The sequence below is a fragment of the Nonomuraea harbinensis genome (assembly GCF_019396385.1).
GTDB lineage: Bacteria > Actinomycetota > Actinomycetes > Streptosporangiales > Streptosporangiaceae > Nonomuraea > Nonomuraea ferruginea.
In genome coordinates this window covers 1-23,725 of sequence record NZ_JAHKRN010000086.1, presented here as the reverse complement: position 1 = coordinate 23,725, position 23,725 = coordinate 1, and the positions used below count along the sequence as shown (strand labels likewise).

The 23,725-nt window shown below is 72.6% G+C and carries 21 protein-coding genes; 9 read left to right on the top strand and 12 right to left on the bottom strand.

What is annotated here, in order from left to right; translation table 11 throughout:
* Nucleotides 1-39: 39 nt before the first annotated feature.
* Nucleotides 40-2,952 (bottom strand): M36 family metallopeptidase, encoded by a 2,913-nt coding sequence (locus KME79_RS42865; RefSeq protein ID WP_308249258.1) that lies wholly within the window; start codon nucleotides 2,950-2,952, stop codon nucleotides 40-42.
* Nucleotides 2,953-3,279: 327 nt separating this feature from the next.
* Between KME79_RS42865 and KME79_RS42860 the strand changes: the two genes are divergently transcribed.
* Complete coding sequence (locus tag KME79_RS42860; RefSeq protein WP_219552138.1) at nucleotides 3,280-3,978, top strand: phosphotransferase; 699 nt, start codon at nucleotides 3,280-3,282, stop codon at nucleotides 3,976-3,978.
* Nucleotides 3,979-3,981: 3 nt separating this feature from the next.
* On the opposite strand, the gene KME79_RS42855 is transcribed toward KME79_RS42860, so the two are convergent.
* The gene (locus tag KME79_RS42855; protein ID WP_219552136.1) at nucleotides 3,982-4,773 is read right to left on the bottom strand and encodes a glycerophosphodiester phosphodiesterase; all 792 of its coding nucleotides are present in this window, start codon (nucleotides 4,771-4,773) and stop codon (nucleotides 3,982-3,984) included.
* A gap of 146 nt (nucleotides 4,774-4,919) precedes the next feature.
* On the opposite strand from KME79_RS42855, the gene KME79_RS42850 reads away from it, so the two are divergent.
* Nucleotides 4,920-5,810 carry an NAD(P)-dependent oxidoreductase gene (locus tag KME79_RS42850; RefSeq protein WP_219552133.1) on the top strand — a complete coding sequence of 297 codons (891 nt, stop codon included), beginning with the start codon at nucleotides 4,920-4,922 and terminating at the stop codon, nucleotides 5,808-5,810.
* A gap of 112 nt (nucleotides 5,811-5,922) precedes the next feature.
* On the opposite strand, the gene KME79_RS42845 is transcribed toward KME79_RS42850, so the two are convergent.
* The gene (locus KME79_RS42845) at nucleotides 5,923-6,795 is read right to left on the bottom strand and encodes an AraC family transcriptional regulator (protein WP_308249257.1); all 873 of its coding nucleotides are present in this window, start codon (nucleotides 6,793-6,795) and stop codon (nucleotides 5,923-5,925) included.
* Between the two features lie 37 nt (nucleotides 6,796-6,832).
* Between KME79_RS42845 and KME79_RS42840 the strand changes: the two genes are divergently transcribed.
* Entirely contained in the window at nucleotides 6,833-7,630 is a 798-nt protein-coding gene (locus tag KME79_RS42840) for an exodeoxyribonuclease III (protein ID WP_219552126.1), read from the top strand.
* On the opposite strand, the gene KME79_RS42835 is transcribed toward KME79_RS42840, so the two are convergent.
* Nucleotides 7,600-8,865, bottom strand: a complete 1,266-nt coding sequence (locus KME79_RS42835) for a cytochrome P450 (protein ID WP_308249256.1) — start codon at nucleotides 8,863-8,865, stop codon at nucleotides 7,600-7,602. The two genes, KME79_RS42840 and KME79_RS42835, sit on opposite strands and share 31 nt — an antisense overlap.
* A 117-nt stretch (nucleotides 8,866-8,982) precedes the next feature.
* Between KME79_RS42835 and KME79_RS42830 the strand changes: the two genes are divergently transcribed.
* Together KME79_RS42830 and rraA are read left to right on the top strand one after the other, a co-directional pair.
* A complete protein-coding gene (locus KME79_RS42830; protein WP_219552120.1) occupies nucleotides 8,983-10,164 on the top strand; it encodes a site-2 protease family protein in 1,182 nt (393 codons plus the stop codon).
* A gap of 61 nt (nucleotides 10,165-10,225) precedes the next feature.
* Nucleotides 10,226-10,699: a ribonuclease E activity regulator RraA gene (gene rraA / locus KME79_RS42825; protein ID WP_219552112.1), complete on the top strand. Its 474-nt coding sequence runs from the start codon at nucleotides 10,226-10,228 to the stop codon at nucleotides 10,697-10,699.
* 78 nt (nucleotides 10,700-10,777) lie between these two features.
* On the opposite strand, the gene KME79_RS42820 is transcribed toward rraA, so the two are convergent.
* Complete coding sequence (locus tag KME79_RS42820; protein WP_148033271.1) at nucleotides 10,778-11,140, bottom strand: cupin domain-containing protein; 363 nt, start codon at nucleotides 11,138-11,140, stop codon at nucleotides 10,778-10,780.
* 68 nt (nucleotides 11,141-11,208) lie between these two features.
* A complete protein-coding gene (locus KME79_RS42815) occupies nucleotides 11,209-11,673 on the bottom strand; it encodes a PPOX class F420-dependent oxidoreductase (protein ID WP_148033272.1) in 465 nt (154 codons plus the stop codon).
* A gap of 163 nt (nucleotides 11,674-11,836) precedes the next feature.
* Here KME79_RS42815 and KME79_RS42810 point away from each other — a divergent pair, with 163 nt between their 5' ends.
* The gene (locus KME79_RS42810; protein ID WP_219552105.1) at nucleotides 11,837-13,372 is read left to right on the top strand and encodes a M28 family metallopeptidase; all 1,536 of its coding nucleotides are present in this window, start codon (nucleotides 11,837-11,839) and stop codon (nucleotides 13,370-13,372) included.
* 49 nt (nucleotides 13,373-13,421) lie between these two features.
* Here KME79_RS42810 and KME79_RS42805 read toward each other — a convergent pair whose 3' ends face one another.
* Nucleotides 13,422-13,766: an STAS domain-containing protein gene (locus KME79_RS42805; protein WP_219552099.1), complete on the bottom strand. Its 345-nt coding sequence runs from the start codon at nucleotides 13,764-13,766 to the stop codon at nucleotides 13,422-13,424.
* A 149-nt stretch (nucleotides 13,767-13,915) separates the two neighbouring features.
* Between KME79_RS42805 and KME79_RS42800 the strand changes: the two genes are divergently transcribed.
* On the top strand, nucleotides 13,916-14,251 hold the full coding sequence (locus tag KME79_RS42800; RefSeq protein ID WP_219552092.1) for a helix-turn-helix transcriptional regulator: 336 nt from the start codon (nucleotides 13,916-13,918) through the stop codon (nucleotides 14,249-14,251).
* On the opposite strand, the gene KME79_RS42795 is transcribed toward KME79_RS42800, so the two are convergent.
* On the bottom strand, nucleotides 14,252-15,355 hold the full coding sequence (locus KME79_RS42795) for a PP2C family protein-serine/threonine phosphatase (protein ID WP_308249255.1): 1,104 nt from the start codon (nucleotides 15,353-15,355) through the stop codon (nucleotides 14,252-14,254). It abuts the gene before it with no gap.
* Between the two features lie 200 nt (nucleotides 15,356-15,555).
* Between KME79_RS42795 and KME79_RS42790 the strand changes: the two genes are divergently transcribed.
* Nucleotides 15,556-17,682, top strand: coding sequence for a SpoIIE family protein phosphatase (locus KME79_RS42790; protein WP_219552087.1), 2,127 nt, complete (start codon nucleotides 15,556-15,558; stop codon nucleotides 17,680-17,682).
* Here KME79_RS42790 and KME79_RS42785 read toward each other — a convergent pair.
* The gene (locus tag KME79_RS42785) at nucleotides 17,671-18,174 is read right to left on the bottom strand and encodes a MarR family winged helix-turn-helix transcriptional regulator (RefSeq protein ID WP_219552079.1); all 504 of its coding nucleotides are present in this window, start codon (nucleotides 18,172-18,174) and stop codon (nucleotides 17,671-17,673) included. The two genes, KME79_RS42790 and KME79_RS42785, sit on opposite strands and share 12 nt — an antisense overlap.
* A gap of 78 nt (nucleotides 18,175-18,252) precedes the next feature.
* On the opposite strand from KME79_RS42785, the gene KME79_RS42780 reads away from it, so the two are divergent.
* Entirely contained in the window at nucleotides 18,253-20,493 is a 2,241-nt protein-coding gene (locus tag KME79_RS42780) for an LLM class flavin-dependent oxidoreductase (RefSeq protein WP_219552072.1), read from the top strand.
* Between the two features lie 3 nt (nucleotides 20,494-20,496).
* Here the strand turns inward: KME79_RS42780 and KME79_RS42775 are convergent, their stop codons facing one another.
* From KME79_RS42775 to KME79_RS42765, 3 genes are all read right to left on the bottom strand, one after another.
* Nucleotides 20,497-21,690 (bottom strand): cytochrome P450, encoded by a 1,194-nt coding sequence (locus KME79_RS42775; RefSeq protein WP_308249254.1) that lies wholly within the window; start codon nucleotides 21,688-21,690, stop codon nucleotides 20,497-20,499.
* 68 nt (nucleotides 21,691-21,758) lie between these two features.
* Nucleotides 21,759-22,649: a diacylglycerol/lipid kinase family protein gene (locus tag KME79_RS42770; protein ID WP_219552066.1), complete on the bottom strand. Its 891-nt coding sequence runs from the start codon at nucleotides 22,647-22,649 to the stop codon at nucleotides 21,759-21,761.
* 39 nt (nucleotides 22,650-22,688) lie between these two features.
* Complete coding sequence (locus KME79_RS42765; protein ID WP_219552057.1) at nucleotides 22,689-23,363, bottom strand: hypothetical protein; 675 nt, start codon at nucleotides 23,361-23,363, stop codon at nucleotides 22,689-22,691.
* Nucleotides 23,364-23,725 lie beyond the last annotated feature (362 nt).

Sequence of the window (23,725 nt, the reverse complement as noted above, 5' to 3'; positions counted from 1 at the left end):
GCCCGCGCCCGTGCCGGGCGCGGGCCGCGATCCGGGACGTCAGTGCGAGAACGCCTGGAACTCGGCGGCCCTGACCTGGTCGCGGGCCGGGCTGGCCGTTCCGCAGTCGGTCGCCGAGTTGGGGTCCTCGTCCTGCTCTCCGGCGTACAGCGGGTTGCCCGTGCACTGGGTGGTCAGCGCGCGGATCATGAGGTGGGTGGCGTCGGTGGCGGGCACGCGGAACGACTTGATGAGCAGGTCGGCTCCGCGGGGCCGGGGCAGCGCCGTGTCGAAGGCGTCCGCCCGGCTGGTGTAGATCTTCCTGAACTTCGCCGGGTCGGCGCAGTCCTTGGCGCAGGCCAGCACCTCGAACGAACGCAGGGCCGAGAACCGGTTCTGGCCGCCCGGGTCGGCCGGGTCGTTGACGTTGGGCCGCAGCATGGCGCTCACCTGGACGCGGCGGATCTTGACGGGCTTGTCGCCCGCCAGGTCCACGGTGACCGACTTGCCGGCCGGGGCGCCGGTGAGCGAGGCCCAGTTCGTGGCCTCGGTCTCGTCGATGAGCCTGCCGTGGTTGACGCCGTCGCCCGCGGCCGTGGCGCCGGCCGCGCCGGAGGCGTGGTTGCGGGTCAGGGCCAGCGGGAGCGGCAGCGTGACGCCGGGCACCACCGCGCCCTTGATCCTGGTGTGCCCGAAGCCGGCTCCGGTGACCACGAAGTCGTACACGCCGGGCGTCATCTCGACGGTGTCGCCCAGCTCGGTGGCCGGGTCGGTGTCGGCGACCGGCACCGCGCGGCCCTCGTAGTCGCCCACGTACAGCCGCAGCGCCGCGCCCTTGGCCTCGCCCAGCGGCTTGAGCTTGAGCGAGCCGTTGCGGCCTTCGGGGTCGGCGAAGCTCGGCGTCGGGTCCGGGTCGCCGGAGCCGTTGCTGGCCGCGTCCGCGCCCAGGCCCCGAGCGGCGAACGCGCGCCACATGATGTCGTGGTTCCTGCCGCCGAACCGGATGGTGTCGGCGGCGAGCAGCGCGTCGCGGTGGTCGACGTAGCTGACCGCGCCGGAGGCCATGAGCAGCAGCGCGTCGAACGAGATCTGCGCCCAGCGCCGGTTGCCCGGGCACTTGTCCACCGGCCTCTTGCCGTCCGCGCACTCCCGCTGCTGCTTGGCGGTGCCCTTGCCGTACCGCTTGACGAACGCCTCGCGCACGTCGAACTGGGTCGCCGTCCAGATCTCGCCGTCGGCGTGGACCTGCTGGCCCACCAGGTCGTAGGCGATGTCGCTGTAGTTCAGCGGCGACTTGGACATGTCGTAGTTGCGGATGCCACGCTCCGGGTCACCGGTCACGTACCCACCGGTCACGTACGGGGTCTTGCCCGCGGGGCGGAACCCGTACTCGAACAGGTACTCCATCGAGATCAGGTCGGAGGTGCTCTCGTTCATGGCGCCGGCCTGGGCGCCGCTCCAGCCGGCGTTCGGGCCGCCGATCATGCGGCCGGAGATCGCGTGGCTGTACTCGTGCCCGATCACGGACATGTCGTAGTCACCGTCGACGCACGGCGCGTAGAAGGCGCCGGCGATGGGCTGCCACAGGTACATGTTGGTGATCGGCGCGACCCCGTCGGGGCCGGTGATCTGGTTGGCGTTGTCGCGCACGGTCAGGTCGCGGGCGCCGGCCTGCGCGTTGCCCTGCTCGGGGTCGCCGCCGAGCCCGCCGCGCTCGCCGTTGTCCTGCTGCATGTTCCACGCGGTCTCGGTGAAGCCGAGCCGGTAGGACCAGTCGTGCATGCGGTTGTGCATCACGTGCAGGTTGGCGATCGCGGCCTCCAGGTCGGCCTCGCCCTCCTGGTCGAACACGGCCGGGTTGCACTTGGCCTCGAACCAGGTGTTGCGCCACGGGTACTGGTAGTTCCGGCTCGGCGTGAGCACGTTGCTGCGGGTGCCGACGGTGAACGGGTCGCCGCTGGCGCGGTTCTCGTACGTGCGCGCGGCGTTGCCGAGGCTGGTGCCGGTGGGCTGGTCCGTGGCGTGGTCCACGTCCCACGCCTTGCCAGTCGCCGGGTCGCCGCCGGGCACGTAGTCACAGCCGCGCTCGCCCTCGTGGCACCAGGTCTCGCGGGTGTCGCGGGAGGAGTAGTTCGCCGGCGGGTTGGCGGGGAAGACGTCCCACTTCGGGTTGTCCGCGTCGTGGTGGTGGTCGACGAGGTTCTCGCGGACCAGGATCTGGCCGCTCACCGCGTCCACGTGCGTGGTGTACGCGGCGGCCTCGCCGTCGGCGCCGCCGATCAGGACGACCTCGTACGCGCTGTGCACGCCGTCGGGCGCGGGCACCGCGACCTTGGTGACCCGCTTGGTGACGGCGGTGGCCAGGTCGATCTCGCCGTCCCTCGCCGCGATCTCCAGCGCCTGCTGCTCGCTGAGCGTGGCCGCCGGCGGCGCGGCGCTCTCGCGTGACAGCGTCGAGGTGACGTGCCGTACGGTCCCGTCATGGACGCCGACGGCGACCATGCCGTCCACCCCTGCGGGCAGGTCGCCGAAGCGCTGGCGCAGCAGCACGGCGTGACCGTCGCCGATCGGGTTGACGGCGACCTTCTCCAGCGCGTCGACCGCCTCGGCGGACAGGCCGAACAGCCGCTCGTTGTTCTTGAGGTACGCGCGCGCGGCCTGCTCGGGGTCTGACCCGAGGCCCTCGGCGAGCGGCTGGGCGGCGGTGACGACGGCAGGGGTGCCGAGAGCGTTCCATCGGACGGTCGCCTCGGGCGCGGCGGTGCGCGCGTTGGCCCCGATCGGCGGCGGGACCGTTCCCTGCCGGTTGTCGACGTCGGGTTTGCCGTGTTCCTCTGCTTGGAAGTCGTGGACGATCGGGTCGTTGCCGGCGGTTCGGGTCTGCTCGCTCAGGGCCGGCGTGGCGAGGGGCAGGACTAACGCCGCGGTGGCGGCGACGACAACGGTGCTGCGTAACCAGGGTATGGTCGGCACGTTTTCCCTCCAGTGGTGCCCGGGACGCGCGGTTTCACCCGCATCCGCAAGAGGTAGCACCGGCCGGATGGCCTGACAAGATCTTGTCAAGCACGAAAAATCGGCGTATAAGCAGATACACCCGTTTAGCTGCCTTTTTGGTATGTCCAAATGTGGACAAAGCTTGTTCCTTGGCAGTTCTCCATCTTGGAGATTGCCCTGCCTGTTGAGAGCCTGGGCTGAGGCGTTCCTGCGAGCCCAGAGGCAGGTGGGTGAGAGTTGGAGACTCGCCTCGAGGGAGGCAACGACGGGGGCGCGACCCGCTCGGGCGCGACAGTGAGGAGGACCGTGCGCTCGTGGACCCCGGCCGTCCACGAGCTGCTGAGACACCTGGAGCGCGTCGGCTTCGCCGGGGCGCCGCGCGTGGTCGGCGTCGACAGCCAGGGGCGGGAGGTCCTGACCTTCCTCGAAGGCGAGACGCTGGGCACCCGCCAGGTGTGGCCCGAGTGGACCCGCACCGAGGACGCGCTGCGGCAGGTGGCCTGGTGGCTGCGTGACTACCACAAGGCCGTGGCGGGGTTCGTGCCGCCGCCGGACGCGGCCTGGCGCGGCGGCGGGCGCTGGCGGCCCGGCCTGATCATCGCGCACAACGACGCCAGCCCGTTCAACGCCGCCTGGCACGACGGCCGCCTGACCGGCTTCTTCGACTGGGACTTCGCCGGCCCGGTCTCGGTGGAGTCCGACGTGGCGTGGATGGCGCTGAGCTGGGTGCCGCTGCACTCCCGGCACGTGGCCGCCGCGGAGGGCTTCACCGCGTTCGAGGCCAGGCCCAAGCGGCTGCGGCAGTTCCTGTCGGCGTACGGCTGGGGCGGCGACCCGCAGGTGATCGTCAACGAGATCCAGGCGCGGATGACCGCCCGCGCGCTGGCGATCCGCCGCGGCGCCGCCGCCGGCGACATCCTCTACACCAAGCTGCTGCGCCTCGGCACCGCCGACGACATGGACCGTGCCGTACGCGAGCTGAACGACTTCAGCGCGGCCAGGTAGCCGTCAGTCGCACCGGCCCTCCAGCCAGCGGCGGTACTCCAGCGGGTAGTTGGTCATGATGCTGATCGGGCGGAGCTTGAGAATGCTCTGCCAGCGGTGGGTGTTGCCCTTCCAGCCGGGCGGCGGCTCGTCCCAGACGACGCTGTCGGTCCAGCGCGCGTGCTCGCCCTTGAGCAGCGACGGGTGGCGCTTGGCCAGCTGGTTCTGGATCCACGGGTCGGTCGAGTAGACCATGATCGGCTGGAGGTCCTGCCGCTCCAGGAGCGGGTAGGAGAGCTCCCGCCACGCGGCGGCGGAGTGAGCCTTGCTGGCCAGGACGCGCTTGGCCTCCGGCTTGACCTCCAGGAGGGCGATCATGCGGACCGACGCGACATGCTGCAGCCAGGCGCGCAGCGTGTAGACCTTCTCGCCCTTGTAGGGGCCGCGGGAGATCCGGCGGGACCTGAGATTGCCGTCGCCGGTGCTCCACCACAGGTCGGTGATCGCCCGCCGGGGACCGGTCAGGCCGTTGGTGGTGGTGTTGTGCCACATGACGGCCTTGGTGCCGTGCTTGGTGAGCTGGACGTCGGCCTCGACGCCCTGGGCGCCGGAGCGCCGCATGTGGCGCACGGCGCTGGGGTTGTTGGCCTGGCGGATGCGGTCCTTGAGGCTGGCGCCGGGGTTGTCGGGATAGCCCCCGTGGCCGAAGATCAGCGGGCAGCGGGGCGGTTTCGCGGCCGCCGCCGGCGTGGTCAGAGCGGATGTGGTGAGTACGACCGCCGCCGTCGCCACAGTGAGTTTGCGCGTTCTTGCCATGTGGCCCCCCTAGCCGAACAGGTTTGAACACCCAGAACGAGGCTAGATGCACGCATCCGTACGATCAAGGCACCGCCGGACACGGCGTGGCGAGGTGTCACAACCGTACAAGACCCGGACCGGCCGTTCCGGCTACAACAAGCCCCATGAACGTCGGTTTCCTCGGGCTCGGCCTGATGGGGCAGCCCATGGCAGTGAACCTGGCACGCGCCGGGATCCCCCTCGTGGTGTGGAACCGCACCCCCGGACGCTGCGACCCGGTCCGCGCGGCGGGGGCGGAGGTGGCCACGAGCCCCGAAGAGGTGCTGCGGCGGGCGCGGGTGTCGATCCTCATGCTGGCCGACGAGTCCGCCATGGACACGGTGCTGGGGCGCGGCACGCCGCGGTTCGCCGGGAACGTGGCCGGGCGCGTCATCGTGCACATGGGCACCACCTCGCCCGGCTACTCGGCGGGGCTGGAGGCCGACGTCCTGGCCGCCGGGGGCGGATACGTGGAGTCCCCCGTCTCCGGGTCACGCCGGCCCGCCGAGGAGGGGCGGCTGGTGGCGATGCTCGCCGGGCGCGCCGGGACGGTCGAGGAGGTACGGCCGCTGCTGCGCCCGATGTGCGCCGAGGCCTTCGACTGCGGGCCGGTGCCGGGGGCGCTGCTGATGAAGCTGGCCGTCAACGTGTTCCTGATCACGACGGTCACCGGGCTGGCGGAGGCGGTGCACTTCGCCCGGGGGCACGGGCTGGACGTGCACCGGCTGCGCGAGGTGCTCGAGTCGGGGCCGATGGCCAGCGACGTGTCCAGGACCAAGGCGGCCAAGCTGGTGCGGGAGGACTTCACCGCCCAGGCGGCGATCGCGGACGTGCTCAAGAACAACCGGCTGATCGCCGAGGCGGCCAGGGAACGGGGACTGGCCTCGCCCCTGCTGGACGTCTGCCACGCGCTCTTCGGCGAGACGCTCGCACTCGGCCACGGCGCCCAGGACATGGCCGCCGTCATCCACGCCCTCGAAAACCGGACCGCGACCCTCCGCCCGGACCCGACCTGACCGGACGACCGCCCTCGCCACCCACCGTGATCCGACCCGGTCGGGCGATCGCCCGTACCCCGACGGGTCCCGCCCGATCGGGCGACCGCCTGTGCGGAGTGTCTGCGGGAGGTCAGGGGAGGGCGGCTCGCCAGGCGGCCGGGGTGCGGCCGTACGCGCGTTTGAACATGCGGGTCATGTGGGCCTGGTCGGCGAAGCCCGCAGCCACCGCCGCCTCGCGCGCCGGCGTGCCCGCCAGGAGCAGCCGCCGCACCAGGTCGAGCTGCCGCATGGTGCGGAAGCGCGTCGGGCTGGTGCCGTACGCGGCCCTGAACTGGCGCGCGATCGTCCACCGGTCCAGCCCTGCCACCCGCTCGAACTCCTCGACCGGCCGCCGCACCACCGGGTCGCTCGCGATCAGCTCACGCACCCGGGCCAGCGCCGCCATCGGGAGCGGCCCCCGGCGCCCGTACCGCGCCGACCCGTACCGTGCTGACCCGTGCTGTGCCGACCCGTGCTGTGCCGACCCGTGCTGTGCCGACCCGTACCGGGCCAGCATCCCGGCGACCAGCACGCCGACCTCCACCCGCGCGAAGCCGTCGAGCGGCTCGTCGAGCCCGGCCAGGCGGGCCGCGAGCGACGCGGGCACGCCGCGCCCCCGGATGACCGGGTCGGCCACGAACGGCAGCGGCGCCCCGCCCAGCGCCTCCTGCACCAGCGCCGGGTCGATGTAGAAGATCCGGTAGCCGAACCCGTCGCCGGTCCCCGCCGCCCCGTCGTGCACCTCGTCCGGATGGAGCACGTGCCACTCCCCCGGCAGGCAGTGACGCGACTCGCCCCGGTAGCGGAACGTCTGCACGCCGGCGAGCGTCACGCCGATCGCGTACGTGTCGTGGCGGTGCGGCGAGAACGCCACGCCCACCAGCGACGCCTCCAGCCGCTCGATGCCCTCGGCCGCGGGCCCGTAACGCAGCCGGTGACCCGCCGGCATTCCTTCCAGCCGCACGCCCGCGACGCTACCTCGCCTCTGACAAGCTGGCACCATGCGCCTGGCGACGTGGAACGTGAACTCGGTCAAGGCCCGGCTGCCGCGCCTGCTCGACTGGCTGGCCGACAAGGAGCCCGACATCGTCTGCCTCCAGGAGACGAAGTGCCCGGCGGACGGCTTCCCGGCGCGGGAGGTGGCCGCGCTCGGGTACGCGACGGCCGCTCACGGCGACGGCCGGTGGAACGGGGTGGCGGTGCTGTCCAGGGTCGGGCTGGAGGACGTGTCACCCGGCTTCCCCGGCGAACCGGGCTTCGACTCGGCGAAGGGCACCGTCACGGTCACGCCCGAGCCACGGGCCGTGGGCGCGACCTGCGGAGGGCTGCGGGTCTGGTCGATCTACGCGCCGAACGGGCGCACGCTCGACTCGCCGCACTACACGTACAAGCTGGCCTGGTTCGCCGCCTTCGGCGAGGCGGTGCGGGCGGAGCTGCGGGCCGGGCGCGCGGTGGTGGCGTGCGGCGACTTCAACGTGGCGCCGACGGACGCGGACGTGTGGGACCCGGCCGTGTTCGCCGGGTCCACCCATGTCACCCCGGCCGAGCGGCAGGCGCTGGCCGAGCTGCGCGCGCTCGGGCTCAGGGACGTGGTGCCGACGCCGATGAAGGGGCCGCACCCGTTCACGTACTGGGACTACCGGGCGGGCATGTTCCACAAGGACATGGGGATGCGCATCGACCTGGTGTACGCGGCCGCGGGCGTCGCCGATCGGGTGCGGTCGGCGTACGTGGACCGCGAGGCCCGCAAGGGGAAGGGGCCGTCCGATCACGCGCCCGTCGTGGTCGACCTCGACTGAGCCGGCACCCGCACGGCGTCGATGACGACGCCGCTGCGCGGCCGGGTGGGGATCCGCCGCAGCGGGATCGTCAGGTCCTGCGGCGGCAGGGTGTACTCCAGGCCGGCCAGCCGCGCGGAGAGGCTCTTCAGCAGTTCGACGGTGACAGCCTCGCCGGGGCACCGGTGGCCGGTGTGCGGGTCGCCGCCGCCCTGCGGCACCAGGTCGTCGCGGCCCGGGGGCGACTCGACGAAGCGGCCGGGGTCGAAGGTGTACGGGTCCTCCCACAGTCCGGCGTCGTGGTTCTGCCCGTACAGGTCGAGCAGGACGAGCGTGCCCTCGGGGATGCGGAGGTCGCGCCAGGTCAGGTCGCCGGCCGCCCGGCCGCCGATGAACGGGGCGAACGGGTAGAAGCGCCTGACCTCCTGGGCGAACGCCTCGGCGTACCCGGGATCGGCGAGCGCTTGCCTGAGGTGCGGCCGGCGGTGCAGCGCGTGCCCGGCGAAGGCGACGAACCAGGCGACGGCGACGGTCGGCCTGATGAGGTTGATCAGCTCGACCGCGGCGACGTGCGACGGCAGCGGCTGCCCCTCGTTGTCGTGGTGGCGTTCGACGAGGTCGGCGGGCGAGCCGGCGGGCAAGGTGACCTTGCCGGCGCGGGCGTCGTCGAACAGCCGGGTGAGCCAGCGCTCCCTGCGTTTCCTGGCACGCCTGGCCCGCCAGTGGCGCGGCCCCGGCGTGGCGAACCCGTCGACCATGGCCACCATGTCCTCCGCGACCGCCTTGACGCCGGCCTCGGCCACGGGCACGCCCGCCCAGCGGCAGGCTCCCCTGGCGATGATCTCCGCGGCCTCGTCGAAGAGCACCACGGGCGAGCGGCCCGGCCAGGTCGCGACGGTCTCGTCCCACGCGTCGCCGACGTGGCGGACCAGGCGGGCGACCGACTCGGGGTCGGCCAGCACGGACATGAAGAGCGCCTTGCGCGCCCGGTGGGCGGCGCCGTCGAGCGAGTGCACCCCGCCCTTGCCGAGCAGGGTGGCCTGGATCGGCTCGGGGAGTGCGCCGTGCCGCAGCACGTGGCGCTCGTCGTACAGGAACCGCACCGCCTCCGGCCCGCGCAGGGCGGTGGCCCGGTTGCCCATGACCCGGGTCATCACGTCGCCGCGGGTCCGCCGGAGCAGGTCGGGCAGCCAGGCGTAACCGCGGGTGAGCAGGACCAACGTGTTGTCGAGCGGGGTGAAACGTCGTCTCGTCACCCGGTGCGACCTGCCCGGCGCTCCCGTCCCGAAACCGGATCGGAGCAGGTCGGAGCCGGTGACCTGGGTCGCGGCGTGGGTAGGCGCATGGCGGACGTCGGCTCCGTTGGAGGGAAGATGCGCTCAACGATCCCACTCGGCCGGATCGGCGGTGTCCCGGTCGGGATGAACCTCAGCGTGCTGCTCATCGTCGCGATCCTGGTGTTCGGGCTGGCCTTCGGCCGGTTCCCGCTGACCTTCCCCGGCCTGTCCACGGCCGCCTACCTGGCCGCCGGGGTGGTGGCCGCCCTGCTGTTCATGGCCTCGCTGCTGGCGCACGAGGTGGCGCACGCGCTGATGGCGGGGCGTCACGGCATCGGGGTGTCGCGGATCACGCTGTGGCTGCTCGGCGGGGTGGCGGAACTGCGCGGCGAGCCCAAGACGCCCCGCGCCGACCTGCAGATCGCGGTGGTGGGGCCGCTGACGAGCCTGGTGGCGGGCCTGCTGTTCGGTGTGGTGGCGGTGCTGGTCCGGGCCGCCGCCGGGCCGTCGCTCGCCGGGGACGTGTTCGTCTATCTGGCGGCGGTGAACGTGCTGCTGGCCGTCTTCAACCTGGTCCCGGCCGCGCCGCTGGACGGCGGCCGGGTGCTGCGCGCCGCGCTGTGGTGGCGGTGGGGCGACCGCGGCAGGGCCGCCGTCGCCGCCGCCCGGGCCGGGCGGACGTTCGGGTACGTGCTGATCGCGCTCGGCTTCCTCCAGGTGGCGGTCGGCGCCGGCTTCGGCGGGATCTGGCTGGCGCTGATCGGCCTGTTTCTGGTCAACGCCGCGAGCGCCGAGGAGCAGCAGGCGCAGCTCGGCGTGGCGCTGCGCGGGGTACGGGTGGGCGAGGTGATGTCCCGCGACCCGGTGGTGTCGCGTCCCGACGAGACCGTGGCGGACCTGATCGAGGAGGTGGTGCTCAGCCGCCGCCTGTCGACCTACCCGCTGGTGGACGAGCGCGGCGGCTTCGCGGGGCTGGTCACGCTGAACCGCATCCGGCAGTTGCCGCCCGAGGCGCGGACCACCACCCGGCTGGCGGACATCGCCTGCCCGCCCGGCGAGGTGCCCAGGTCCACGCCGGAGGAGCCGCTGATGGACCTGCTGCCCCGGATGACGGGCTGCGCCGACGGCAGGGCGGTGGTGCTCGATCCCGGCGGCCACCTGGTCGGCCTGCTCACGCCGACCGACATCAGCCGCGCCATCCAGACCTCCGGCCTGCACACCGGCATCCACGCGCCGCGCGGCGCCGACCTGGCCATGCCGTGGCGCCACCACCGGTAGCGGGACGCCGCCCGCTGGGCTGTAGCTTGTGTCGCCGTACCGGACCGTCGAAGGAGCCCCCATGACCGTCATCACCGCCGACCTGTACGACGAGCGCGGCGACGAGCTCGACTCCTGCGACCTGCAACTGCGTCAGTACGGGGGACGTCGCGCGTTCCGCGGCCGGATCGCGACCGTGCGCTGCCACCAGGACAACGCCCTGGTCAAGGCGGCCCTGGCGGAGCCCGGTGAAGGGCGGGTGCTGGTGGTCGACGGCGGCGGCTCGGTGAGCACGGCGCTGATGGGGGACGTGATCGCGGGGTCCGCGGTGGCCAACGGCTGGGCGGGCGTGGTGATCAACGGCGCGGTGCGCGACGTCACCGCGCTGCGCGAACTCGACCTGGGCGTCAAGGCGCTGGGCAGCAACCCGCGCAAGAGCGCCAAGGACGGCGCGGGCGAGCGTGACGTGCCGGTGACGTTCGGCGGCGTCACCTTCCTTCCGGGCGCGGAGCTGTGGAGCGACGACGACGGGATCCTGGTGACCCGGCTGCCGTGACGGAGGACCGCCGGTGTCTCGTGCCGCTCCACGTAGGAGAACACGGGGAGCCCAGAGGGCCCCACGTGTCCGGATTTTTCAGGACTCCTTTGCCTTGGCGTACTCAGCGGCACCACCCGCGAAGTCGTAGACGATCACCTGCTCGTCACCCAGCACCCACGCGTCGTGTCCCGGCGGGCAGACGAAGAGCTCTCCGGGCCCGACCTCCGTCTCGGTGCCGTCGTCCATCCTGATCAACAGGCGGCCGCGGACCACGAGCCCGTTGTGGTGGATCTGGCAGGACTTCGTTCCGGCGATCTGCTTGACCGACTCCGACCAGCGCCATCCGGGCTCGAAGGTGGCCACGCCGAAGCTGAGCCCGCTCAGCTCCAGCACTTCCATGTGACCCTGCGGGAAGTCGCGGCGCTCGTCCGGCTTGTCGAGACTCTTGACTTCGATCATGACGTCCCCCCTCCGTCATTCTCAGTCTCCGCCTCGGCGCGGGGTCACCACAAGGGTGGACGCCCAGGTCACCCGGCCAGCCGCGCGGGGAAGCCGCCGGTGGCGATCGGCCCCCAGCGCTCGATGTGGAGGCGGATGAGCGACTTGTCCTGGCGGCGCATGGCCTCGCGGTACTCGTCCCAGTCGGGGTGCTCGCCGGAGATGCACCGGAAGTACTCGACCAGGCCGTCGAGCGCCTCGGGCATGTCGAGCACCTCCGCGCGCCCGTCTACCTGCACGTACGGGCCGTCCCAGTCGTCAGACAGCACGCAGATGGACACCCGGTCGTCACGGCGGGCGTTGCGCGTCTTGGCCCGGTCGGGGTACGTGGAGATCACGATCCTTCCGTCGCCGTCGACGCCGCAGGCGACGGGCGACAGCTGGGGCCGCCCGTCCGCCCGTGCGGTGGAGAGCAGGCCGTGATGCCGGGGGCGGAGGAAGTCGAGCAGTTCGGGCAGTTCCACGCGCTGGGCGGTGGCGATCCTCGGAGACATGCCGCCCACCCTACGGTGACGGGTAATCCTCCTGACCCGTTCTGACTCCGTGATGCAACAGATGCATTGCCACATCTTCCCCGATAGCCGGATTTATCAATAAGTTCGGGGAACGCGCGCTTTTTGACCCCGGGGTCACCTCCCATGGTTCTGAGGAGCAATCATGCGTTCCCGCCTGCGTAAATGCGTGGTCGGCGCGGTCGCCGCCGCAGTGGCGCTCTCCACGGTCGCCGCCGCCGGACCGGCTCAAGCCCACCCCAAACCCCACGACAACGTAAGCAAGATCGTCAAGGCTGTCTCGGGCAAGAACGTCAAGAAGCACCTCAAGGTGTTCCAGGCGATCGCCGGCAGGTTCGACGGCACCCGCGTGTCGGGCACCAGGGGCTACGACGCCTCCCGCGACTACGTCGCCCTGCGGCTGCGCCTGGCCGGCTACAAGGTGACGGTCCAGCCGTTCGAGTTCCTCTTCGAGGGCTACCGGACGCCGCCGGTGCTCAAGCGGACCGCGCCGGAGCAGGAGACCTACACCTACGGGTTCTTCAGCGACTACATCGCCATGGGCGACTCCCCCGCCGGTTCGGTGAGCGGCCAGGTCCAGCCGGTGGACGTGGTCCTGCCGCCGGGCGAGCCCAACAGCTCCAGCTCCGGCTGCGAGGCGAGCGACTTCGAGGGCTTCACCGCGGGCGGCATCGCGCTCATGCAGCGCGGCACCTGCAACTTCCGGGTCAAGGTGGAGAACGCGATCGCCGCGGGCGCGACCGGCGCCATCATCTTCAACGAGGGCCAGGAGGGCCGCACCGAGATCGACCTGAACCCGGTGCTCGGCGGCCCCGGCATCACGATCCCGTCGTTCTTCACCAGCTTCGCCGTCGGCCAGGAGCTCGCCGCCGAGGGCACGTCCGTCACGATGAACTGGGACCCGATCTCCGAGACGCGGACCACGTACAACGTGATCGCGGAGAGCCGGAAGGGCGACCCGGACAACGTGGTCATGCTCGGCGCGCACCTCGACAGCGTGCAGGAGGGCCCCGGCATCAACGACAACGGCTCGGGCAGCGCCGGCACCCTCGAAGTGGCGCTGCAGATGGCCAAGCTCAAGCCGAAGAACAAGATGCGCTTCGCGTTCTGGGGCGCCGAGGAGTTCGGCCTGCTCGGCTCCGAGCACTACGTGGCCAACCTCACGGAGGCGGAGCGGGCCAAGATCGCTCTGTACCTCAACTTCGACATGATCGCCTCGCCGAACTACACCTTCGGCATCTACGACGGTGACGGCGACGCCTTCGGCACCGCCGGGCCTCCCGGGTCCGACCAGATCGAGGCGGACTTCGAGAAGTTCTTCGCCGATCGCGGCGAGCCGTTCAAGGCGACCGCGTTCACCGGCCGCTCGGACTACGGGCCGTTCATCGCGGTCGGCATCCCGGCCGGCGGCCTGTTCACCGGCGCCGAGGTGCTCAAGACGGCGGAGGAGGCCGCGATCTTCGGCGGCACAGCGGGCATCCCGCTCGACCCGTGCTACCACCAGGCCTGCGACACGATCAAGAACATCAGCGACAAGGCGCTGGACGTGAACTCCGACGCGATCGCCACCCTGGCGGCCACCTACGCCTTCGACACCGGCACGATCGGCGCCGCCGCGCCGACCCAGGCTCGCGCCGCCCAGGCCGAGCACCGCCACGGACCGGCGGAGGCGCTGAAGTAGACACTCTCCCCCGGCGCCCGCTCCCGCACGGGGCGGGCGTCGCCGGGTGTCAGCCGAGTGGGGGCAGTCCGAGCACGTCGATCAGGCGGCGCATCTGCCGCGGGGTGTTGCGGACGACGACGCCGTCGCACGCGGCGAGGCCGAGCAGCGAGCGCAGCCCCGCCAGGTCGATGAAGCCGACGCGGCCGACGTCCACGATCAGGTCGGCGTCGATGCGCCGGGCGCGCTGCAGCGCGGACACCGCCTCCGCGCGGTTGGTGACGTCGATGTCGCCCTCCAGCCGCACCAGCGAGGGACCCGGCATCACCGTGCAGGTGACGCGGAGCAGGCTGTCGACATACAGCAGATGCTCAGCCGCCGACACGTGGGCGTGCCCGGCACCACTCATCACCATCGCATCTCCCGCCAGCGCCATCGCCCCGACCTCTCGTCCCTAGGCCTCGCCACGACCCGACCAACCTCCCGCCAACACAATACAGGAAGAAGTTTTCTGTATAAAATGTTCCGGTACGGAAATCGAGCCCCAGGGAGGGCGGCAAGTCGATGAACGGCGTCGACGATCGGCGATCGGGCTGGACGTTCCTGACCAACCACGCCCGGGTGCTCATAGCCGTGTCCGCCGATCCCCAGGTGCGGCTCCGCGACATCGCCGCGACGATCGGCATCACCGAGCGCGCCGCCCAGGGCATCGTCTCCGACCTGGAGGACGCCGGATACCTCATGCGCGAGCGGATGGGGCGCCGCAACCGCTACGAGATCAACCCGAGCGCCGAGCTGCGCCACCACACCGAGGCCGGCATCCCGGTCCAGGCGCTGATCGACATGTTCCGCCACCGCGACCTCGGGCCCGCCGGCGCGGAGGAGAGCGGCCCCTCCTGATCAGTGCCGCCCCGAGCCGCTCCTGCGCAACGTGAGGATGGCCAGGTCGTCGCCGAAGTCGGCGGCGGTGAACGCGTGCAGGTCGTCCAGCAGGGCCTCGGCGAGGGCCGACGAAGAACGCCTGGCCCAGGCCCGCAGCCGGGGCTCCAGCGGGTAGAAGGCGCCGCGGGGGTCGCGCGCCTCGGTGACCCCGTCGGTGCACAGCAGCATCGTCGCGTCCGGCGGGAAGGCGAAGCGCACCGCCTCGCGGCGCTTGTCCGCCAGCCGGCCCAGGCCGAGAGGGAGCTCCGGCTCGCCCAGGTCGGCCTGCCAGGCGTGAGAGTGGGCGACCAGGTAGGGGGCGATGTGGCCGCAGTTGACCGCCTCCACCTCCACACGGGCGTCGATGTGCAGCACGAGGGCGGTGACGAACCGCTCGTGCTCGCCGGTGCGCCGGGCGCCCTCGTTGTGCCTGACCACCGCGGTCTCCAGCGCCTCCACCACCCCGGCCAGGCTCCGCTCCCGGTGGGCCGCCTCCCGGAACGCGCCCAGCAGCGCGATGGCCGCCCCGATCGCGTGCAGCCCCTTGCCCTGCACGTCAGCGATCATCACCCGGGTGCCGTGATCGGTGTCGACGACCTCGTACATGTCGCCGCCGACCGTGGCGTCCTCCTCCACCGGCTCGTAGACCCCGTCCACGACCACGTCGGCAGTGCGCACCGGCAGCGGGCGGACGATCTGGCTCTGCAGCGCCGCGCCGGCCGAGCGCAGCCGGTGGATCTCCTCTTCGCGGGCGATCCGGTAGCGGCAGCTGAGCACGCTCCACACGCCGAACAGGGCCGTGAACGTCATCGCGCCCAGGTCCATGCCGATGCCCTCGCCCTCGGACGCCACGACGAAGCCGATCACCGCGACCACCCACACGGACGCCGTGGTCGTCTGCGCCACACTGCCCACGCCGGAGATGATCGCGGGCAGGAAGATGAGCAGCGGCACCAGCCTGTCGACGGCCCCGACCAGCAGGCCGAGCCCGAGCACGGCCACGGTGACGACGAGCAGCATGGCGGCGAACGTCCACTCTGACAGAACGGCCCGCCCGCGCCGCACCCGCCTCGAACCCCTCACGCCTCCCCCGATGCCCTAGCTCCTCCTGCCCCATACCCATCGATCTGTGGAAAAGCCGACCTCAAGGCCGCAAAACCGGATGCCTGCGCCTGAGATTTTAGGTTTGACTGACGCTCTGTGGATGCATCCTGCCTATATGGGGGATTTCGGAGGACCGTTTCCACGGGCTCCGCACGCCGGGGGCTGGACGGGCTAGCGGCGTGCGACAGGAGTACGAGGCCACCGCGGCTCCCGGTCCGGGGGCGCGGCAGCTGCATGACCTGCTGGTGGCGGTCATCAACGCCACCGGGGCCCATATCGGCGCGCTCTATCTGCTCGACGAGGACCAGCGGCTGCTGCTCATGGACGCCGAGCAGGGCTTCCCCATCACGATCGCCAGGGCATGGTCGAGGGTGCGCGTGAACGGACCGGTGCCCGTCGCGGTGGCCCTGCGCGAACGGCGGCTGGTCTGGCTGGCCGACCAGGAGGAGCTGGCCCGCGGCTTCCCCGGTGCGGCGCTGGCCCTGCCCTATCACTTCTCGATGTCCGCCGCGCCCATCTGCACCGGCGACGCCGACTGGGGGGCGCTGTTGCTGGCCTGGCCGCCGGGCCAGGCGGAGCTCACCGGGGAACGCCGGCAGCGGATCGAGCAGACGTGCCACCGGATGGGGGCGGTGCTGAGCGAAGCCGCCGGGCGCGGGCAACCGGTGAGACCCCATCTCCGGCCGCGCGTGATCTCCCCCTACCGGGGGCGGCAGATCGACCCCGACGCCGGCATGGCCGCCCTGGACTGCCTCAACGGCCTGCCCGAAGGCTATCTGGCGCTGGATCTGGAGGGCCGCATCACGTTCCTCACCCCACCGGCCGCCGAACTGCTCGGCGAGTCGCCGTCCCACCTGCTCGGCGAGCGCGCTTGGGAGGCGCTGCCGTGGCTGAACACCCCCGAATACGAAGACCACTACAGGGCGGCGGTGATCAGCCGCGAGACCACCTCCTACACCGCCCGGCGGCCCAGCGGGCAGTGGCTGGCCTTCCAGCTCTATCCCGCGCCGCTGGGCATCAGCGTCCGCGTCACACCCAGCACCATGGCCCGTGACCCCGGGCATCTCATGCCGGACCAGGCGGTGGCCGACAGCAGGAGGACCGCCAGCTCCACGCTGCACAGCATGCTGCAGCTGGCGTCCAGCCTGAGCCGGGCGGCCACCGTTCAGGAGATCGTCGACCTGGTGGGCGACCAGGTGCTGCCGGTCTTCACCGCCCAGTTCCTGTCCGTCCTGTCCTCCGACGACGGCCGGCTGGTCGTGCTCGGCAGCCACGGCTCGGACCCGGAGAGCATCAAGCGGTTCAACGACTGGTCGAGGGCCGGCCGACCCGGCACCAAGGGGCCGGAGAACGCCGCCGAACCCAAGTTCTACGCCTCCCGGCGGGAGCTGCGCGAGGTCTATCCACCGGTGGTCGACGACCCCACCGCCGCGTGCGCGGTGCTGCCACTGGCCACGCGGGGACGGCCGTTCGGCGAGCTCGTGATCGGCTACGACCGCCCGCACCACTTCACCCGGGACGAGCGCGCCACCTTCACCTCCCTCGCCGGGCTGGTCGCCCAGGCGCTCGACCGGGCCAAGCTGTACGACGCCAAGCACCGGCTCGCGCAGAGCCTGCAGGAAAGCCTGCTCCCGCGCCGCCTGCCGCACATCGACGGGCTGGACGTGGCCGCCCGCTACCTGCCCGCCACCCGCGGCATGGACATCGGCGGCGACTTCTACGACCTGATCAGCCTGGGTGACGAGTGCGCGGCGGCGGTCATCGGCGACGTGCAGGGCCACGACCCGACGGCGGCGGCGCTGATGGGGCAGGTGCGCACGGCGATCCACGCCTACGCGGCCTCGGGAGCCGATCCCGGCGAGATTCTCGCGCACACCAACCGGCTGGTCATCGACCTGACGCCGAACCGGTTCACCAGTTGCCTCTACATCAACCTCGACCTGCACAACAGGGTGCTGGACGTGGCCAGCGCCGGCCACCTGCCGGCGCTGCTGCACCACCACGGCGGGGCGACCCAGCTGATCGAGCCGGCCCCCGGGCTCCTGCTCGGCATCGACCCGCACGCCGAGTACGAGGCCTCGCAGGTCGCGCTGCCGCCCGGCGGCACGCTCGCCCTCTACACCGACGGACTGGTCGAAGCGCCCGGCGTGCTGCTGGACGACGCCATCGCCGAACTCTCCCTGCACCTCGGCAGGCTCGCCCGGCGGCCGCTGCAGGAGCTCGCGGACGCCCTCATCGCCCCCTCGTCCAACGTCGACCAGCGCCTCGACGACATCGCGCTGCTCCTGCTGCGCTCAGTCGACTGACGGGGCACCGGGGAAGACCTCGGCGCGGGCGGCGCGGCAGGACGGGTCCTCCTCCGCGGCCCTCTCCAGGCGGGCCGACAGGAGAGCGGCCGTCTCCTCCAGCCCGGCGAGCCGGTCGGGGCCGAGGGCGTCGAGGACGAGGCGGCGGACGGAGTCGTCGCGCACCTGCCGGGCGCGGGCGGCCGCCTCGCGCCCTTCGGGGGTGAGCGCGATGTCCCAGCCGCGCGCGTCCTCGGCGCACGACTCGCGCCCCAGGAGGCCGCGCTTGGCCATCCGGCCGACCTGGTGGGACAGCCGGCTCTTCTCCCACTGCAGCACCCAGCGCAGCTCCAGCGCGCGCATCCGGCCGCCGGGGGCGTCGAGCAGCGCGTCGAGGACCTGGTAGTCGGCTTCGGACAGCCCGGTGGCCCGGGTCAGCTCGCGGGACAGGTGAGCCGCGAGCTGGGTGTGCACGGTGCTGTAAGCACGCCACGCGGCCAGGTCGGCTCTCATGCCACCAGCCTACGTCACAAAGGTTGACATGTCATCCATCCCGCATAAGGTTGACACATCTACCATATGGAGGACGGGATGCCCGACTACGGCCACGACCTACGCTTCGGGTCGTTCATCACCCCGCAGAACGGCCGGCCCGAGCTGGCCGTCGAGCTGGCGCGGCTGAGCGAGGAGGCGGGCCTGGACCTGGTGACGTTCCAGGACCACCCGTACCAGGCGACCTTCCTGGACACCTGGACGCTGATGAGCTGGGTGGCGGCGCGCACCGAGCGCGTCCACCTGTCCGGCAACGTGCTCAACCTGCCGCTGCGCCCGCCGGCGGTGCTGGCCAGGTCCGTGGCGAGCCTGGACCTGCTGTCAGGCGGGCGGGTCGAGCTCGGCCTGGGCGCGGGCGGGTTCTGGGACGCGATCGAGGCCATGGGCGGCCGGCGGCTGAGCCCCGGCCAGGCAGTGGACGCGCTCAGCGAGGCCATCGACGTGATCCGCGGCGTGTGGGACGCCGACGAGCGGCGCCCGCTGCGGGTCGACGGCGCCCACTACACGGTCAAAGGCGCCAAGCGGGGCCCGGCGCCGGCCCACGACGTGCCGATCTGGCTGGGCGCGTACAAGCCGAGGATGCTGCGGCTGGTCGGAGCGAAGGCGGACGGGTGGCTGCCCAGCCTCGGCTACGCCACGCCGGAGGACCTCACCGCCGGCAACAAGATCATCGACGAGGCGGCGGACGGGGCGGGCCGCGACCCGCGCGAGATCCGGCGCCTGCTCAACCTCATGGGCGAGTTCGCCGGCGATTCCGCCGAGGAGTGGGTGGAGCGGCTGCTGCCGCTGGCCGTCGAGGACGGGATCAGCACGTTCATCCTGCCCGGCGACGACCCGGCCGCCATCGAGCGCTTCGGCCGGGAGGTGGCGCCCGCGCTGCGCGAGGCCGTCGCCGCCGAACGCGCCGCCCGCGGCGTCACGACCGGCCCCGCGCGGCCTCCCCGGGCGCTCGCGCTGCGCCGCCCCGGCATCGACTACGACGCGGTGCCCGCCTCGCTGGCGGGCACCGCGGTGGAGCCCGGCGACCGCGAGTACGAGCGCGTCCGCTCCTCCTACATCTGGGCCGGCTCCCCCGGGCTGGTGCTCCGCCCCGCCACGGCCGGGCAGGTGACCGAGGCTCTCACGTACGCGCGGAGCCAGGACGTGCCGCTGGCCGTGCGCAGCGGCGGGCACGGGATCAGCGGGCGGTCCACCAACGACGGCGGGATCGTCGTCGACGTCGGCGCGCTGGACGCGGTCGAGGTCCTCGACCGCGGGCGGAGGCTGGTGCGCGTCGGCGCCGGCGCCCGCTGGGGCGACGTGGCGAGCGCGCTGAGCCCGCACGGGCTGGCGATCAGCTCGGGCGACTACGGCGACGTCGGCGTGGGCGGGCTGGCCACGGCCGGCGGGCAGGGCTTCCTGGCCCGCTCCTACGGGCTGACGATCGACCACGTGGTGGGCGCCGAGGTGGCGCTGGCCGACGGCCGGACCGTCCGGGCGGACCCGGAGCACCATCCTGACCTGTTCTGGGCGCTGCGCGGCGCGGGCGGCAACCTGGGCGTCGTCACCTCGTTCGACATCGAGGCGACCGAGCTGTCCGACGTGGTGTTCGCGGTCTTCGTGCACGACGCCTCGGACACGGCCGCGTTCTTGGAGCGCTGGGGGTGGGCCGTGGAGGTGAGCCCGCGGAAGCTGACCCCGTTCACCACCGTGTTCCCGGGACAGCAGGGCTACTCGGCGCTGGCCCAGACGTTCGCCGTGTGGGCCGGCGATGACACCGACGCGGCGGTGGCGGCGCTGGAGCCGTTCCTACAGGTGGCGCCGGTGCTCCAGCAGCAGGCGCAGCTCGCCCCGTACGCGGCCGTCGTCGCGCCGCACCGCAACCGGCACACCGGGCAGCAGGGCGGTCTGCGCGGCCACTCCGCCCTGGTGGACCACCTCGACGCGGACACCTCGGGGCGGCTGGCGGAGATGTTCGAGCAGCGGCTGCTCACCATGGTCCAGGTGCGCTCGGTCGGCGGCGCCGTCAACGACGTCGCCCCCGGCGCCACCGCGTACGCCCACCGCACCCAGAACTTCTCGGTCAACGGCGTGATCTCCGCGGCGCGGGCGGCGCCGGCCGAGCGGGCGTGGGACGGGCTGGGCGTGACGGCCGCCTACCTCAGCTTCGAGCCGCGCTTCGAGGACAAGCTGCTGACCAGGGCGTTCCCGCCGGCGACCCTGGCCAGGCTGCGGCAGGTGAAGGCCGCGTACGACCCGGGCAACGTGTTCCGGCACAACTTCCCGATCACGCCCGCCTGACCGCTACCAGGCGACGTGCAGGGACGTCAGGCCGTGGACGATGTGCATGGTGCGGAAGACCGGGGCCGGCTCCGCCTCCCTGAGCGTGGGGAAGCGCTCCAGCAGGGCCGGGAAGGCGATGCGCATCTCCATCCGGGCCAGCGGGGCGCCCAGGCAGTGGTGGACGCCGTGACCGAAGGCCAGGTGACCGGGCTCGCCGCGCGACAGGTCGAGCGTGTCCGGATCGGCGGCCAGGCCGGGGTCGCGGTTGCCTGCCGGGAGCGCGCACACCACCAGCTCGCCGGGGCCGATCCGCCGCCCGGCGATCTCGACCTCCGTGGCGGTCAGCTTGAGCGTGCCAGAGTGCACGATGCTCAGCCAGCGCAGCAGCTCCTCGACGGCGGCGTCGATCCTGGCGGGCTCCTTGCGCAGCAGGTCGAGCTGGCCGGGGTGGCGCAGCAGGGCGAGCGTGCCCAGCGCGAGCATGTTGGAGGTGGTCTCGTGCCCGGCGAGCAGCAGCAGCCCGCCGATGCCGATCAGCTCGTCGTCGCTGAGGTCGTCGCCGTGCTCCCGCACCAGCGTGCCGATCAGGTCGTCGCCCGGCTCGGCCCGCTCGCGGGCGACCAGCCCGGCCATGTACGCGCGCGACTCCAGCCGGACCGCCAGCGCCTCCTCCGGCGGGGTCGACATGTCGAGCATGCGGCTGGTGCGCCGCTGGAAACCCTCTCGATCCTCGTACGGGACGCCGAGCAGCTCGCAGATGACCAGCGACGGGATCGGCAGCGCGAACGACCGGACCAGGTCGGCGGGCGGGCCGGCCGCCTCCATCGCGTCCAGGTGCTCGGCGACGATGCCGGCGATGCGCGGCTCCAGGCGGCGCATCCGGCGGATGGTGAACTCGGGCGCCAGCATCCGGCGTATCCGGGTGTGGTCGGGCGGGTTCAGCTGCAGCAGGTTGCCGGCGCGCAGGGTGGCGAGCTGCTCCTCCGACAGCTCCGGCGCGCCGGGCAGCTGCGGCAGGCCGAAGAAGGCGATCGGGAAGCGCTCGGCGTCGCCCAGCACCTCGCGGATGTCAGCTTGGCGGGTGACCATCCAGGCGTCGACCCCGAACGGGGTGCCGATCCGGCTGACGCCCTCCGCGCGCAGGGCGGACAGCTCGGGCGCGGGGCCGAAGCCGTCCCTGCGCATGTACATCGGCGGCTGCGTCGGCTCGCTCACGCGATCCCCCTGGAGGTGAGTATCCGGATGCCTCCACTGTGATCGATCCCGCGCCGCCTCGCCAGGGGTCAGCCCTCCTTGGGGACGATCACGCTCCAGGCCGCGGGGCGGAGCGTCCAGGCGTGGTGCGGCGCCGGTGGGAGGAGCTCGCCGTCGGCGTTGGCCGCGACCGGCTCGCCCTCGACGGTGATGCCCCTGCCTCTGACGGTGATCACGTCGGCGCGTTCCGGGTGCCTGCCCCGGCGCAGCAGGACGCCGAAGGCCAGCCTGGCCAGCGGCGATACCGCGTACGAGATCACCACGTCGGCCAGGCCGTCGTCGGGGCGGGCGTGCGGGGCGAGCGGGGTGCCGCCGCCGATCGAGACGCCGTTGCCGATCCCCACCATGAGCACCCGCCGCCTCCCGTCGGTGACCGGCTCGCCGTCCACCTTCACCCGCAGCCGCCACCCCTTGCTGCGCGCCCCGGCGACCAGCGCGCCCACCGCGTACGCGGCCCTGCGCAGCAGGGGCTTGAGCGCGGCCGCGTGCTCGGAGGCGTGCGCCCCGACGCCGACGTGCACGGCGTTCACCACGATGCCGCCCTCGTCGTCCACCAGCAGGTCCAGCGTCCGCTCCCGGCCGTCTGACAGGGCGCGGGCCGCCTCCCGGGCGTCGAGCGGGATGCCCAGCGCGCGGGCCAGGTCGTTGCCGGTGCCCAGCGGCACCAGCCCGATCGGGCGGGTGGCCAGCTCTCCCCTGGCCAGCAGCGCCGCCACGACGGCGTGCACGGTCCCGTCGCCGCCCAGCACCACCGGGACCCTGCCGGGATGCTCCGCCAGCGCGCGCTCGATGTCGCCCGGCCGCTCGACGTCGCACACCACCACGTCACCCGACAGGGCGTCCAGCACCTCCTGGCGCGCCGTCCCGTCGACGCCGCCGGCCGCCGCGTTGCCGATCACCACGAACCCGTGCTCCGCCATGGCCGATGAGGTGCCCGTGTTCGCCGGGAACTAACCGCTTCATCCGCCGGCGGGGTACTTCGCGATCACTTTGCCCGTCGGGTCGGCGGCCAGGTAGCCGCTGGCGTGGTACTCGTCGGAGACGTAGACCCGGATCGCGCCCGTCTCGTGGAAGGCGGCGTCGACGATGATGTAGCGGGTGGTGGGCTTCTTGACCCCGAGCTCCCTGTTCGCCCTGCGGATCAGGGCGGGCAGCGCGTCCCAGTTGTACTTCCGCAGGTCCACGATGGGTTTGCTGACCGTGGAGCCGGGGCCGTCCTTGGTGGCCACGCCGTCGCGGTAGGTGTACCGGTCGTAGACCGTCTTGCGGCCCTTGACCGGGGCGCCGGCGATCGCGTACGTGGGATAGACGGTCAGGTCGACCACCTGGGTGCCGCCCATGACCGGCCTCAGGTCGGCCACGAGGCGGCGCATCCCGGCGGGGGTGAGCAGGTTGACGGGCTCGCGGTCCTCGGTCTCCGCCGGGGCCGGTTCCGTGCCGGTCTGCGCCGGGGTCGGTTCCGTGCCGGTCTCCGCCGAGGTCCGTTCCGTGGCCGGGGTCTCTTCGGCGGCGCTCGTCCGTCTGTCGGCTGCGGGGCTCTCGGAGGCGCCGCCGCGATGGCCGGGCGACAACACCCACACCACGACCGCCGCCACCGACACCGCCGCCACCCCGGCGGCGATCGACATCGTCACCTGACTCCTGCGCCGGGACGCCCTGGTGGGCGCGGTCACCGAGGGCGGCTCGGTGTTCCACTGCGGGCCGGAGGGCCTGGCCGAGCCGGGATACGCAGGCCCACCGGGCGCGCCGTGGTACCCGGGCGCGCCGGGATGCCGTGGCGTGCCCGGATAACCGGGGGCGCCGTGCGAGCCGGGGTACGCGGGACCGGTGGGCCGGTGCGGACCGGACGGGGGACCTGAGAACGGGCCGGACGATACGCCTGACGGCGGGCCGGACGGGGGACCTGACAGCGGGCCGGACGGTAAGCCTGAGGGTGGGCCGGGGCGCCAAGGGCCACCGCTACTACGACTGGGCGTGGATCCCGCTCGGCCAGGAT

What these genes read in the sequence shown, in the direction of transcription:
- KME79_RS42770 (WP_219552066.1), bottom strand. Translation starts at nt 22,649, where the DNA reads ATGGCGGAGCACGGGTTCGTGGTGATCGGCAACGCGGCGGCCGGCGGC.
- KME79_RS42800 (WP_219552092.1), top strand. Translation starts at nt 13,916, where the DNA reads ATGAACGGCGTCGACGATCGGCGATCGGGCTGGACGTTCCTGACCAAC.
- KME79_RS42820 (WP_148033271.1), bottom strand. Translation starts at nt 11,140, where the DNA reads ATGATCGAAGTCAAGAGTCTCGACAAGCCGGACGAGCGCCGCGACTTC.
- KME79_RS42810 (WP_219552105.1), top strand. Translation starts at nt 11,837, where the DNA reads ATGCGTTCCCGCCTGCGTAAATGCGTGGTCGGCGCGGTCGCCGCCGCA.
- KME79_RS42830 (WP_219552120.1), top strand. Translation starts at nt 8,983, where the DNA reads ATGCGCTCAACGATCCCACTCGGCCGGATCGGCGGTGTCCCGGTCGGG.
- KME79_RS42855 (WP_219552136.1), bottom strand. Translation starts at nt 4,773, where the DNA reads ATGGCAAGAACGCGCAAACTCACTGTGGCGACGGCGGCGGTCGTACTC.
- KME79_RS42780 (WP_219552072.1), top strand. Translation starts at nt 18,253, where the DNA reads ATGCCCGACTACGGCCACGACCTACGCTTCGGGTCGTTCATCACCCCG.
- KME79_RS42815 (WP_148033272.1), bottom strand. Translation starts at nt 11,673, where the DNA reads ATGTCTCCGAGGATCGCCACCGCCCAGCGCGTGGAACTGCCCGAACTG.
- KME79_RS42805 (WP_219552099.1), bottom strand. Translation starts at nt 13,766, where the DNA reads ATGGTGATGAGTGGTGCCGGGCACGCCCACGTGTCGGCGGCTGAGCAT.
- KME79_RS42850 (WP_219552133.1), top strand. Translation starts at nt 4,920, where the DNA reads ATGAACGTCGGTTTCCTCGGGCTCGGCCTGATGGGGCAGCCCATGGCA.
- KME79_RS42785 (WP_219552079.1), bottom strand. Translation starts at nt 18,174, where the DNA reads ATGAGAGCCGACCTGGCCGCGTGGCGTGCTTACAGCACCGTGCACACC.
- rraA (WP_219552112.1), top strand. Translation starts at nt 10,226, where the DNA reads ATGACCGTCATCACCGCCGACCTGTACGACGAGCGCGGCGACGAGCTC.
- KME79_RS42840 (WP_219552126.1), top strand. Translation starts at nt 6,833, where the DNA reads ATGCGCCTGGCGACGTGGAACGTGAACTCGGTCAAGGCCCGGCTGCCG.